This window comes from Pseudoneobacillus rhizosphaerae (assembly GCF_917563885.1).
GTDB lineage: Bacteria > Bacillota > Bacilli > Bacillales > Cytobacillaceae > Pseudoneobacillus > Pseudoneobacillus rhizosphaerae.
The window spans coordinates 26,914-39,667 of the sequence record NZ_CAKJTG010000006.1 but is presented as its reverse complement, the minus strand read 5'-3'; the positions used below and the strand labels follow the sequence as shown (position 1 = coordinate 39,667).

The 12,754-nt window shown below is 35.3% G+C and carries 13 protein-coding genes; 5 read left to right on the top strand and 8 right to left on the bottom strand.

The genetic code is table 11. From position 1 onward, the window contains the following. Positions 1-38: 38 nt before the first annotated feature. The 4 genes from LRP83_RS06255 to LRP83_RS06240 form a co-directional block, all read right to left on the bottom strand. Positions 39-2,426, bottom strand: coding sequence for a polyprenyl synthetase family protein (locus tag LRP83_RS06255; protein WP_230495833.1), 2,388 nt, complete (start codon positions 2,424-2,426; stop codon positions 39-41). Positions 2,427-2,596: 170 nt separating this feature from the next. Next, positions 2,597-3,451, bottom strand: a complete 855-nt coding sequence (gene kynA, locus LRP83_RS06250) for a tryptophan 2,3-dioxygenase (RefSeq protein WP_290369500.1) — start codon at positions 3,449-3,451, stop codon at positions 2,597-2,599. A gap of 233 nt (positions 3,452-3,684) precedes the next feature. Then, positions 3,685-3,885, bottom strand: a complete 201-nt coding sequence (locus LRP83_RS06245) for a hypothetical protein (protein WP_230495832.1) — start codon at positions 3,883-3,885, stop codon at positions 3,685-3,687. A 71-nt stretch (positions 3,886-3,956) separates the two neighbouring features. Next, positions 3,957-4,988, bottom strand: coding sequence for a threonine aldolase family protein (locus LRP83_RS06240; RefSeq protein WP_230495831.1), 1,032 nt, complete (start codon positions 4,986-4,988; stop codon positions 3,957-3,959). Positions 4,989-5,180: 192 nt separating this feature from the next. On the opposite strand from LRP83_RS06240, the gene LRP83_RS06235 reads away from it, so the two are divergent. Both LRP83_RS06235 and LRP83_RS06230 read left to right on the top strand, forming a co-directional pair. Next, positions 5,181-6,086, top strand: coding sequence for a nuclease-related domain-containing protein (locus LRP83_RS06235; RefSeq protein ID WP_230495830.1), 906 nt, complete (start codon positions 5,181-5,183; stop codon positions 6,084-6,086). Between the two features lie 573 nt (positions 6,087-6,659). Further along, complete coding sequence (locus LRP83_RS06230; RefSeq protein ID WP_230495829.1) at positions 6,660-7,430, top strand: cell wall hydrolase; 771 nt, start codon at positions 6,660-6,662, stop codon at positions 7,428-7,430. Positions 7,431-7,483: 53 nt separating this feature from the next. Here the strand turns inward: LRP83_RS06230 and glnA are convergent, their stop codons facing one another. The 4 genes from glnA to LRP83_RS06210 all read right to left on the bottom strand — a co-directional run bounded on the left by glnA (position 7,484) and on the right by LRP83_RS06210 (position 11,624). Next, positions 7,484-8,848 (bottom strand): type I glutamate--ammonia ligase, encoded by a 1,365-nt coding sequence (gene glnA, locus LRP83_RS06225; RefSeq protein ID WP_230495828.1) that lies wholly within the window; start codon positions 8,846-8,848, stop codon positions 7,484-7,486. Positions 8,849-9,072: 224 nt separating this feature from the next. After that, entirely contained in the window at positions 9,073-10,005 is a 933-nt protein-coding gene (locus LRP83_RS06220; RefSeq protein ID WP_230495827.1) for a D-2-hydroxyacid dehydrogenase, read from the bottom strand. A 17-nt stretch (positions 10,006-10,022) separates the two neighbouring features. Next, a complete protein-coding gene (locus LRP83_RS06215) occupies positions 10,023-10,463 on the bottom strand; it encodes an SRPBCC family protein (protein ID WP_230495826.1) in 441 nt (146 codons plus the stop codon). A 174-nt stretch (positions 10,464-10,637) separates the two neighbouring features. Continuing rightward, entirely contained in the window at positions 10,638-11,624 is a 987-nt protein-coding gene (locus LRP83_RS06210; RefSeq protein ID WP_230495825.1) for a peptidoglycan recognition protein family protein, read from the bottom strand. A 147-nt stretch (positions 11,625-11,771) separates the two neighbouring features. On the opposite strand from LRP83_RS06210, the gene LRP83_RS06205 reads away from it, so the two are divergent. From LRP83_RS06205 to LRP83_RS06195, 3 genes are all read left to right on the top strand, one after another. Continuing rightward, a complete protein-coding gene (locus LRP83_RS06205) occupies positions 11,772-11,921 on the top strand; it encodes a hypothetical protein (RefSeq protein WP_230495824.1) in 150 nt (49 codons plus the stop codon). A gap of 71 nt (positions 11,922-11,992) precedes the next feature. Further along, the gene (locus tag LRP83_RS06200; RefSeq protein WP_230495823.1) at positions 11,993-12,211 is read left to right on the top strand and encodes a methionine aminopeptidase; all 219 of its coding nucleotides are present in this window, start codon (positions 11,993-11,995) and stop codon (positions 12,209-12,211) included. A gap of 164 nt (positions 12,212-12,375) precedes the next feature. Beyond that, positions 12,376-12,591 (top strand): DUF1540 domain-containing protein, encoded by a 216-nt coding sequence (locus tag LRP83_RS06195; RefSeq protein WP_230495822.1) that lies wholly within the window; start codon positions 12,376-12,378, stop codon positions 12,589-12,591. Positions 12,592-12,754 lie beyond the last annotated feature (163 nt).

Below are 12,754 nucleotides of genomic sequence, written 5' to 3'. Positions count from 1 at the left end.
TGGGCAGTCACAAAAGATTCTTTGTGACTGCTATTATATTAATGATCCCGATTAACAAGATAATTTAATAAATGCTTTAAAAAATTAGTATTACGTGGCACTTCCTGCAGCATTTCCACTGCAAAACAGTAATGATCCCACATCGCCTTTTGGGCTCCATTCTTTCCTAAGACAGATACGAAAGTGGAATTGTTATTTTCAGCATCTTTTCCAATCGATTTACCTAGTAAGCTGAGATCGCCTTCCACATCAAGTAAATCATCTTTAATCTGAAACGCAATCCCCGCATGATAGGCAAATTTTTTTAAAGCTTCCATCTCACTCTCACTAGCTTGAGCGAGAATGGCAGGCATCAAGAGAGATGCTTCAAACGCTAACCCCGTTTTATAAAAGCACATCTGATTCAATTGATCTAGGGTCAATTTCTTTCCCTTGGAATCTAAGTCCATTACCTGCCCCTTACACATATCCTCTGTCTTTTGGGCTGTGTATTGAATCAATTTAAGTACCGTTTTCGTGTCGAACTGATCAAGGGAGGCTTGTTCTTCTATGGCTTTTTGAGTTAAAAATAAACCTGTAAGTTCTGCAATGGCCGTATTATAAACTCGATGTAAAGTCGGTCGACCTCTGCGAATGGAAGCATTGTCTTGGGATGGGAGATCATCGAAAATTAGCGATGCCGTATGCATATATTCCAATGATTTCAAGAGTGGCATAATGGCAGATTTATTTAACCCATATTCATTTATACCCATGACCCAGGTGATGATTGGCCTCAAACGTTTCCCGTCGCTTTCAAGACTGTAATTTGCCGCATCAATGATTGGATTTTTCATCAAATCATTGTCTTCACTTTGAGGAATAAGTAAGATGTCGTTTATCTGTTTTCGTACAATTTTAATCGTATCTGCGAATTTCTCCTGCTCCTTGCGTTCGTTTTTCAAATTGGCTATCATATGGTCCCGAAGCAGTTTATCAAAGAAATCCACATCATCAGCTTTTCCTACCATCGTTTGGATAAGACTATTAAATTTCGGATTTCGAGATGAAAATAGTTTCATCACTTCATTATATTTTTGGCTTCCCCATTTTTCTTTAAATCGTTTCAGACCATTTATCGCTCGATCCAACATGACCTCACACGTCTTAGCATCGGAATGATACACGTTATGAATCAAGTTGGCAATAACTGTCCAGTATAATTCAAATGGGTTGATAAGATCAGGTCGCTTTTCATGATATTTCAGGTAATACGTATATGGCGTAACCGCGCCATCCCTCATGTCATCAAACATATCCGCAAAATCATCAGCCAACTGGTTATAAATGCCATAAAAGAAGGTTCGATGGTCGAAGCCCTCATCCTCTGGAGCACTAATGACCGACCGGATAATTAATCGAGAAGAAGACGATTTTAAAATGATAGGTATATAAAGCTCTTCGTTCGTATAATTGGGATTTGAAAGATCCTTTAAACGATCCACTTCCTGTGATTGAAAAAATACATAGGATTGTTCAAAAAATGAGGTCAGGGTTTCTGGTCGTTGATGGGCTCTAATGTATTCAAAGGCTTCTCGGAGTTCCGAATGAATATATTTGATTAGGTTTTTATTTGTCCCTGTCCACTCACCTAATTTTGGCACTGTGCCTGTAATTAGTGTAGTACGTATTAAATTTGAATATTGCTTCTCTTCTTTATCGGACAGGACTTCAGCATCAAGGAGATCATCAATGAATGGATAGGTCAGACCATAGGAATAACCTAGTCTAATTGCCTCATCGAGTTTTTGCTTACGGCTCTCTGAAGAAACGTCATTATCCATTTCTTCATTCACATGCATAATAACTCCTGCAATGATTTTGATGAGTTTTCGCTGAGCCTGCTCCGCATCCATCCCTTTTGGAATATTGGAGGAAACCCGTTTGAGTTTATTGATCAGCCAAATCATAGTCGACTCTATGCCTTCCTTTTGGGCCATTCGATATAGTCCATACATGCTAAAGTCATTTTTTGTGTCACCTTTGTTCGCATCATTTTGCGTCAGGTGATTTTTCAAATTAGCCACTACACGACTAACTCTAGCTTGTGTGTCAGGTGATTCCAGTGATTTCCCAAGATCTCTCATATAAATATAGGACATACTTCTATCTAAATAACTATCAAGTTTGCCCATATAATCAAGCCATTGAATGTAACTGTAATACCCATTGGAATTTGCCTTTCTCTTTCCACGAATAAAAAAAGACAATATGGGATGATGAATATGGTTTTGCTTCCACGAATGAATATCTTTTGTTAATGTTGGGATAAATGTCTTTTGTTTAACCTGGACATATAGTGACTGAAAATACTGAGCAGCCTTTTGCTCAGCCAACTGATAAGACAAGTCGGGGTTATTTATTAATTCCTCATTCATACTACACATTCCCTCTAATTAAATTCTCTTATTATATTATTTTTAATATTATAGGAATATCACCTTCGAAGACAGTACATTACAAAAAGAAATAACAAATTTATGTTTAATGCAAAAAAAAGCTGAAAAAAGATGTAGAAAGCATCTTTTTGTCAGCCTCTATTAACAATGATTTTGTATTATAGTTCCGTCCGAATATCCCATAATTCCGGAAAGAACCGCTGATCAATTACCCTTTTTAAATAATTCACTCCTGATGAACCACCTGTACCAACTTTATTTCCGATAATTCGTTCAACCGTTTTCATATGGCGGAAACGCCATGTTGAAAGAGAATCTTCAATATCAACTAGTTTCTCTGCTAACTCATATAAGTCCCAATATTTTTCTACATTCCTATAAACCTCAATCCATGCCATACGGACAGTTTCATCCTCCTTATATGAAGTCGTGAAATCTCTTGAGAGGATATCAGGATTTATTTGAAACCCAGCCTTTGCTAGCGCCTGAATAGAAACATCATAGATACTTGGTGAATCAAATGCCATCTTTAACTTACTATGAAGCTCTTGATTTTTTTCATATATTTTTAAAATATGAGCGGTTTTATATCCAAGGGCAAACTCGATCATTCGATATTGATAGGATTGAAACCCTGATGCTTGACCTAATGAGTCCCTAAACTCGATATATTCTGAAGGTGTTAAAGTTGAAAGGACATCCCATGATTGAATGATTTGGGCTTGAATCCTAGAAACTCTAGCTAATCTTTTAAAAGAAGAAGATAAATCATCATTTTGAATGGACTCGATTGCTGAGTTTAGTTCATGAAGAATGAGCTTCATCCAAAGCTCGCTTGTTTGATGGATAATAATAAAAAGCATTTCATCGTGATGGTCAGATAACCTTATTTGGTTGGAAAGGATATTCTCTAACTTTAAGTATTCACCATAGGTCATGTTATTTTTAAAATCGGTATGAATATTTTTTTCTGAGTCTGTTGCATGATTCTTCTTGCTATTCTCGTTAACCAACTCATTCACCCCTAGATTTTATATCTATACAATATAGGTTTAATATCCGAAGATTACATTTTTCGTATAATCCATATTTTAAACTAAATTTAACTTGAAGATATTTGAATGTCAATAAATCCTTTGAAAATTGAATATATTCTGCATATATCACTGTGACGCATTAAAGCCATGAGGGACTGTCCCTCATGGCTTTAATGCGTCACAGCGATTGATATTTTAAACTAACGTTTCTACATTCCAGGCTGCCTGCTCAAGAGATGTTTTGTGAGATCTTCGCTATTATTGTCAGTACTAGACATCTCGTTTACCGCTTCACTATTACTCACATTAGAACTAGCTTGCAATCCTTCTTTACCAATGAGTTTTGACGTACGAATGGTTTCAGATGGAGTGTTATTATTTGGTGCTGCTTGTTCATTCCAGTCACTCATTAATGATCAACCTCCTTTCTTCTTTTAATATCTGTTTAAAGACTGTTCAGTAAACATAGTTACCTGAATCTCTATTTTTGTAATACCTTTTTCATATCCTCAATAAAAGCAACAACCTCTTCTTCTTTTGTAGCCCAAGAGGTTACTAATCGGATGGCTGAATAATCTGGAGCGACCTTCTCCCACACATAAAACGAATACTTCTTTTGAAGCTCTTCAATTAGAGAATTAGGTAGAATCGGAAAGATTTGGTTTGAAGGGGCATGAGTCAGAAACTTAAAATTAGCTTTTGCCAATTCAGTTCTAAGTACATTTGCCATTTTATTTGCATGCTTCGCCAAATCAAAGAATAAATTGTCTCGGAACAGTTCTAGAAATTGAATACCTAGGAGTCTGCCTTTTGCAAGTAATGCCCCTTTTTGCTTCATGTGAAAACGAAAATCCTCCTTAAGCGAATCACGACATATCACCAAAGCTTCGCCTATAAGCGCACCATTTTTCGTTCCACCTATATAGAAGGCATCAACAAGGTTTGGAAGATCACTCAATTCTACATCATTTTCTTCAGAACAAAGCGCTGAACCTAGTCTAGCTCCATCCATAAACAAAATAAGCTTATGCTCTTTACAGAAATCTCTTAATTGTTCAAGTTCATTTTTATCATAAATAGAGCCAATTTCTGTCGAATTTGATATGTACACTAACTTAGGCTTTACCATATGCTCATCCGTATGTTGTTCCAAAACAATCTTCAAGTGTGAAGGGTTCAGTTTCCCGTTTTCAGTTACAACACCGAGTATCTTATGTCCAGTAGCTTCAATTGCACCTGTTTCATGTGTAAGAATATGACCCGTACTTGCTGCTATAGCAGCTTCATGCGGTTTTAAAAAAGCGGATAGAGCAGTAAGATTTGTTTGCGTCCCACCCGCTAATAAGTGAACATCCACGTCCGTTCTGTCGAGTTTTTCTTTTATTAATTCAACGGCTTGTTGAGTAAATCGATCTCCCCCATACCCATCCACCTGTTCAAAGTTAGATTCCATTAGTGCCGCTAAAATTCTTGGATGTGCTCCCTCACTATAATCATTTTTAAAGCTATACATTTGTTAGCCCCCCACCTGATTTTTATTTTTATCCTACCATAAGATTGTTGGTTGTCCATAATTCTAGTGTTTGGTGAGGTGAAGCTAAATTCGTTAAAATGTTAACAAAAAATTCATTCTTTTCTTTTTGCAGCACTAGTTTTATATATATGATTAAATTAGAGTTTGTTAAAATTTGAGAGGAAGTGGGTCATGCTTTTTAAAGCAAGAAGTGAAACAGATTTATTAAAGATTTTAAGAATATTAAACACACGCAAGGAGCAAACCTTAGAAGAGAAGCAATACTATTCAAAACTTGAAAAAGGTTATGAAGGTGAGGTTCAGTTTGATTTATTAACGGAAAAGCTTCTGAATGACTGCTTAATATTAAATGATCTACTGTTCGAGATTAACGGCACAAAATTCCAAATTGATACGGTGATTATTTTTCAAGATACGATTTACTTAATCGATATTAAATTTTTTGATGGTGAGTATCTTTATGATGGCGAAAACTTCCAGACATCCTACGGAAAGATAGTGAAAGATCCTCTTAACCAACTAGATCGAAGCAAATCCTTGCTCTTACAACTACTCCAACATCTTGGATTCGGTTTGACTGTTGAAGCTTACGTTGTTTTTAATAATCCTGACTTCACTCTTTATCATGCCCCTCAAAACAAGCCCATTATATTACCAACACAGTTAAATCGTTTTATGAAAAAATTAGATAAGAAACCCTCTAAGCTAAATAATTCTCATATAAAATTAGCAGAAAAACTAGTGCGATTAAATATAGTTCAAACTCCAGATAACCACTTACCACCTTATAAATATGAACAAGTAAAAAAAGGAATAACATGTAAAACCTGTCATTCATTTTCAGTAATCACTAAGGGGAGGAAAGTTGTCTGTGGAGCTTGCGGCCACGAGGAACTTATTACAACCGCTGTTATTCGCAATGTCCAGGAAGTAAAGTTACTTTTCCCTAATCGAAAAATTACCACAAAGGAAATTTATGATTGGTGCCAAGTAATTAAGTCTAAGAAGAGAATTACAAGGATACTAGGTAGTAACTTTAAAGCAGTAGGAGTTTGCAAGTGGACTTATTATGAATAATTAGTTGTTAGGGATTGTGAAGAATATACCTTAATTAGAATCAGTAATTTGCCCAAGCACTTGTTTTAGAGATTTTGATTGTTCTTTTTGGGAAATATTGTGTCCGATAGAGTCATTCTATCGGACATTTTTTCTTTCTCTAGCGCTTGTTTTGTCCAATAGAGACCTCCTATTGGACACTTGCACCTTCCACTCACCTTGTTTTGTCCAATAGAGACCTCCTATTGGACACTTGCACCTTCCACTCACCTTGTTTTGTCCGATAGAGGCCTCCTATTGGACACTTACACCTTCCCTCCATCTTGTTTTGTCCAATAGAGACCTCCTATCGGACACTTACACCATCCCTCCATCTTGTTTTGTCCAATAGAGACCTCCTATCGGACTATAAAACAGACCTCACACCTTGTTTTGTACAATAAAAACCCATAAACACTACCACCAACTATCAAACTATATTACATCCGCAATCTCTTATGTAACAAAACTGTAATACTAATCTAGTTATTCCGTTCATACTAATAGATTAAGTAAGTTAATCACTGGACTTTCAATTTTAGGAGGAATTTAACTATGAAAATACTAGTAACTACCATAATGTTCATATTGTCTTTCCTATTTGCAGCCACTCCGTCATTTGCTTATACCGTTAAACAAGGGGATACTATCACTAAAATCGCATCTGAAAATAACCTTTCTATTCAGGAAATTACAGAATTGAATCCGCAAATTCAAAACCTAAATATGATTTATGTTGGTGATACCGTTAACACTGAGCCCCAAAAACGGACAAGCCCATCAAACATCGTGAGCTATTCTGATTACAAAATAAACCTACTAGCTAGATTAGTTAGATCGGAAGCCCAAAGCGAAGATGAATTAGTTCAAATTAACAAGCAAATCCAAACCCTTTATGCTGCTAATCTAGTTAAAAAAGTAAAACCTATAAAAACAAAAATTGCTTCTATGGAAATACAAAATTATTCCAAACATGAAATAGACCTTTTAGCAAGACTAGTTAGAGCTGAAGCTCAAACAGAGCCTTTCGAAGGAAAGATTGCAGTAGCGTGTGTAGTCTTAAATCGAGTTGAGAGTTCACTGTTTCCAGATACTATTAAAGAAGTTATTTATGAACCTGGTCAATTCCAACCTGTTTCTAATGGTGAAATTCACGAGCCTGCAGATGAAGATTCCATTGCGGCAGTTAAGGAAGCTTTAACCGAAAAACGGAATATTGTGCCTGAATCAACATTATTCTTCTACAATCCAGACATTGCTACTAGTCGTTGGCTAGACTCAAGATCAACTACTGTTGTCATTGGTCAACACGTATTTAAAAAGTAGCATTTACATAGATAAATAAAAGAGTGAAGGGCTCTTCATCCCTTCACTCCAACTTAAAATTTAGTATGATAGTTTTCGATTTCCCATGCGTGTACCGCTGAACGATAGCTGTTCCATTCTGCTTTCTTCAGAGACACATACTCGCTATAAACATGTTCACCTAATGTTTTTGAAGCAATTACTCCTGACTCTAATTCTTGTAATGCTTCTACTAAGCTACCAGGTAGGTTGTCAATACCTTTGAACGCTCTTTCTTCATCTGTCATATGGAAAATATCTTCATTAATTGGTGCTAGCACATCTAATTCCTGTTCGATTCCATCTAAGCCTGCAGAAGCAACCAATGCAAATGTTAAGTAAGGATTTGCGGATGGATCCGGACAGCGTAATTCCACTCGTGTCGCAAGACCCTTTTTCGCTGGAATACGAATAAGGGCTGAACGGTTAGAAGCAGACCATGCAATATAACAAGGCGCTTCATAGCCAGGTACTAATCGCTTATAAGAGTTTACTAATGGATTTGTTATGGCTGTAAAACTTTTCACATTTTCCATTAATCCAGCAATAAATTGGTATGCCTTTTTCGATAATTGTAACTCATCACTTGGATCAAAAAAGGCATTTTCACTACCTTCAAAAAAAGACATATTCACATGCATTCCAGACCCAGCAATTCCAAATACCGGTTTTGGCATAAAGGTAGCATGTAAGCCAAATTTCTTCGCAACAGTTTTTACTACCCATTTATAAGTTGTTGCTAGATCAGCAGCCGTTAATACATCAGAATATTTAAAGTTAATTTCATGTTGCCCTTCAGCTACTTCAGTGTGGGAAGCCTCAATCGTAAAGCCCATTGCTTTTAAAGCACGATAAATTTCTAAACGTACCCGTTCGCCTGTATCATGTGGAGATGGCTCAAAATAACCTGCACGATCTCCAAGTTCTTGAGTTGCGTAACCCTTTTCATCCGTTTTAAAAAGGAAGAATTCTAATTCCGGCCCAACTGAAATCGTGTAGCCATGTTCTGCAGCACGTTCTACTGTTTTCTTTAACACATTTCTCGTATCACCAGCAAATAGAGTGCCATCCGGATTTTTCACTGAACACAAAAATCTTGCTTCTGAATAGCCATTTTCTACTGTCCAAGGAAGAACAGCAAATGTAGCTAGATCTGGTTGAAGATAGAGGTCCGATTTATTAATAGGTGAAAAGCCTTTAATAGAGGAACCGTCAAACATCATTTTCCCTTCAACTACATCCTCTAATTGTTCAGTTGTTACAGTAATTTGCTTTAAAATACCTTCAATATCTACAAATTGTAAGTGTAATAATTCAACACTTTTATCTTTAATTATATCTATGATTTGTTCTAAAGTCGTTGTGGTTTCAGGTGTTTTAGAAATAAGTGTTTGCGTCACGTTAGATTACCTCTCAATTTCATGTTATATAATCTCACATCAATATAGTGATTATAATTAATAATTGAATCTTTGACAACCTTTTTTTAGCATAAATGATTGAATAATTATGATAAAAAATTAGTAAGCGTTTTCATTTTTATCAACAATAACAAGACCACTCCCGTTGTAGAAGTGGTCTCGTAATTAATAAATATTCAAATTAATGTTTCATTATTCATCCATTAATAACCTTTCTTAACGTCCACCTTATTCAGTATCTGCTTATTTCCTTCAATTTTATTAAGCGTTTCAATAAAACAAGCAACCGCCTCATCTGGAGTAGTAACTGCAGAAATATGAGGAGTAATATGTACATTAGGATGGTCCCAAACAGGATTTTCTACTGGTAGGGGTTCTTTTGAAAATACATCTAAAACGGCAAATCGGATGTGTTGGTTATTCAATGCATTTAGCATTGCTGTTTCATCCAATGATGCCCCTCTACCGACATTAATCAAGCCAACATTTGAAAGACGCTCAAATATCTTCTCATTTAACAACGAAGCAGTTTGTTCAGTTAAAGGTAATGTATTAATCAGGTAATTCATTTCGCTTAATCGTGAAAAATGAGTCTCTATTGTCATTACTTCATTAAAATAGTCTTTATCTTTTCCACTAAGTGAGACACCATATACCTCCACACCTAATGCTGAAAAAATTCTTGCCACTGTTTGGCCAATTTCACCTGTTCCGTAAATCATCACTTTTTGATTACTTAGTAACATAGGTGTAATAGGATTCCAGCTTTTATTGGACTTCGCTACACTGAATTGATCGTGAAATTGTAAGTCTTTTAGTATGTAACTTAAACAATACTCGGCAATTCTTTGACCAAATGAACAAACAGTCCGGGTTAATAAAACATCTTCATCCCAGGACTTTCCGTATAAAAATTTATCAACACCCGCTCCTAGAGAGTGAACCCACTTCACCTGACTGTAGTCAATGTTTGAACTAAGATTAAAGCAAACCAACGCATCTGCCCATTCTAAATCAGTAAACGTTAACTCTGCCTCTGGTAAATAACGAAAATTCTTTTCGATTTGCTCCTTTTCAATCAATAATTGAAGTTCCATGAACATAGGACTGACTATTAAAATATTATTTATCTGCATTTTTTCACCTAAGTTTCCTAATGAACTAATGAGGCTCTTAAAGTGTTAACCCCATTCTCCAGATAACCTTTTAAACAGGTTAACATATAGACCCAACCACCTTTTTGCCCGACCATTTTGTTGAGCAAGTTAGGGTCATCTTCTTTAAAGCCTGATTCGTTTACTTCTATAATAGTAGTTGTTTGATCTATCCTCTCAAAAGTGATGGTAACAAACGTTTCTTCACCTTCATCACCCCAAGAGAATACTATCTTCTTGTTATCAACGACCTCAGATACTTTGATTACTACTTCTGCACCGTATTCTTCATATCTCCATGTAATGGTCTTTCCATTTGCCACTCTGTCAGTTCCAGATGAAAACCAATAATTAGCCATTTTTTCAGGGTCTACTACCGCTTCGAACACTTCATTTGCTGGCTTATATATTTTTAATTTCGTAATTACATGAGCATCCATGCTAAAAAACAACTCGCTTTCGAAAGTAATGATATATTTTGACTATTAATTACTTAATTCGCTATTTTTATTCCGTTTCCTTCTCAAAGACTAAAAAACAAGCCAAACAAATTTCTATGTTTGACTTGTTTTATCCTAATCATTAACATCAAATTACATCCCCAAGTTTCTATCTTAATCCATATTCGTTCTAATTTCTTGCATTTTACGTGTCACTAATGGATAAAAATATTTTTTGGCACTTGTTGTTGTACTTCCTCCAAAAAAACCTGTACCTGGGCAACTTTTAACAGTATGACCTGCAATTTTATTTAACACTCTTTGTCCCGTTTTCATATCCCACCAGTGATGATAAGTAATGCTGTCTATTGAAGGAGTTAATCCGAATTTTATACTAAGTAAAGCAGTGATGTATACAATTGTTTCCTTTTGTTCCTTCGTCATAACATCATGACCTAAATCAAAATTACCTACATTTTCAATGGCTATTCCTACCGAATTCGCTCTTTCGCCAATCGATCCTTCGGGAGCTATATTTAACGGTCTAGAAATGGCTATTTTCCCATCAGGAAATGTGGTTATATTTTGGGCTATATTCTTCCATTTTTTTTTATTAATATGAAAATTTTCCATTCCCTTTAACAATTGAAAATGATTGGAGCCGTTAAAGTTTTTATAGGACGGTAGCCATGTGTGATGTTGTTGAATGAGGCTAATTTTTCGATTAAATTGATTATTCAACAACCATTTTCTAAATTCCTCGCGGGTCATTAAAATATATTGTCCTTGCATATTCAATCTTTTTGGTGTAATCCTCAGTTTTTGACCATTATTCACCATATCATTGTGAAGCCGATTAGTTACTTTTATAGCATTAATAGAAGTATTGTATTCTAACGAAATTTTACTCAATGTATCTCCAGGCTCAACTATATAAATGATCGGAACTTCCAACTTCTGACCAATCATTAATAGATCCGATTGTAATCCATTTGTTAGTTTTAGGTTTTTGACAGAAGTACTGTATTTTTTTGCAATTTGAGGTAACGTATCTCCAGATTTCACCACATATATATTGCTTTGGTAAGCTGCTTGTGTAGGTTTGGTATTTATTTGCATGATAAGAATCAAGCATAACAGTAAGGCAACATATTTCTTCATTATTTAATCCTTTCAACCGAATGTCTAAGATGATTCTTCTTAGTTTGTAGAACCACATAAAGATTATACTTAGGTAATTTTTAAATTAGATAAAATACTTCATAAGAAAATGTTTTTCAACCATCCTAATAAAGGGAGGTGAACAATATGTTAGAAAATAATCCAATTGAATATAACGGTAAAGTCTTAGATCAAAGAAATACTCTTACAGGTCCTGATGATTTAAATAAAGCAAACTATCCTAAAAAGCCCCAAAATGCACCTATACAGCAATCAAATAATAAAATTGGTGAGTAATCCTCTTCAATTCCATGTATATTTTTTCACCTTTTACCAATAATAAGCAAAAATTGGTCGAGGTGAATGACATGGGATTACTGAGTGCTTTTAATGACTGGAGAGCAACAAGATACGAAAACCATGTAGGGCAAATGAAAGAAGAAAATAAATGTCCTGATTGTTATGGTAGGGGTTTCTTAATTTATCCTTCAAGTGAAATTTTCTTTCATGCAAATTCTTTAGATTGTCCAGGTTGTAATGGTAGTGGTCAATATGCCGAATGGGAAAATTCTACAACATTAAGCTAAAATTACCGAATTCCAATTTTTCAATGACTTAAGTACTAAAACACTTCATTTCCTCCTAAAGTTGCTCCTAAAATGGCTTTCTATACATGTTTTCCCATGGACTAAAACCAGGGTTAGCTGTGAAAACTATAATTCGTAAGGACAAATTATTGGAGGTACTTCATATGCCAAAAGTAGAAGTTTCTTGCTCTATTGCGAACTGTTCGTTTTATGGCCAAGGAAATGTTTGTACTGCTGATAAAATTATGGTTGAAATCGATAGCCATGCAAGATACGATACAGAAATGTCGTCTGAATTAGGAGAAAAAAACCATATCGATGAAGCAAGCGATTCAGCTCAAACTTGCTGCAAAACGTTTAAACCGAAAAAACACAAATAAAATTAAGTTAACATAGGAAGGCACATAAGCACTGATCGTTTGTGTGCCTTCCTTTTATAGTTAAATGCTTTGTCAAAAGTATTTGTTTATGCTGATAAACGTTCTAATCTTACGCAAAAAAGAGCTTCAAAGGAAGCCCTTTTTCTTTCTGTTCTTGATGATC

What these genes read in the sequence shown, in the direction of transcription:
- LRP83_RS06235 (WP_230495830.1), top strand. Translation starts at nt 5,181, where the DNA reads ATGCTTTTTAAAGCAAGAAGTGAAACAGATTTATTAAAGATTTTAAGA.
- LRP83_RS06255 (WP_230495833.1), bottom strand. Translation starts at nt 2,426, where the DNA reads ATGTGTAGTATGAATGAGGAATTAATAAATAACCCCGACTTGTCTTAT.
- LRP83_RS06195 (WP_230495822.1), top strand. Translation starts at nt 12,376, where the DNA reads ATGCCAAAAGTAGAAGTTTCTTGCTCTATTGCGAACTGTTCGTTTTAT.
- LRP83_RS06205 (WP_230495824.1), top strand. Translation starts at nt 11,772, where the DNA reads ATGTTAGAAAATAATCCAATTGAATATAACGGTAAAGTCTTAGATCAA.
- LRP83_RS06220 (WP_230495827.1), bottom strand. Translation starts at nt 10,005, where the DNA reads ATGCAGATAAATAATATTTTAATAGTCAGTCCTATGTTCATGGAACTT.
- LRP83_RS06240 (WP_230495831.1), bottom strand. Translation starts at nt 4,988, where the DNA reads ATGTATAGCTTTAAAAATGATTATAGTGAGGGAGCACATCCAAGAATT.
- LRP83_RS06245 (WP_230495832.1), bottom strand. Translation starts at nt 3,885, where the DNA reads ATGAGTGACTGGAATGAACAAGCAGCACCAAATAATAACACTCCATCT.
- LRP83_RS06210 (WP_230495825.1), bottom strand. Translation starts at nt 11,624, where the DNA reads ATGAAGAAATATGTTGCCTTACTGTTATGCTTGATTCTTATCATGCAA.
- LRP83_RS06230 (WP_230495829.1), top strand. Translation starts at nt 6,660, where the DNA reads ATGAAAATACTAGTAACTACCATAATGTTCATATTGTCTTTCCTATTT.
- LRP83_RS06215 (WP_230495826.1), bottom strand. Translation starts at nt 10,463, where the DNA reads ATGGATGCTCATGTAATTACGAAATTAAAAATATATAAGCCAGCAAAT.
- LRP83_RS06200 (WP_230495823.1), top strand. Translation starts at nt 11,993, where the DNA reads ATGGGATTACTGAGTGCTTTTAATGACTGGAGAGCAACAAGATACGAA.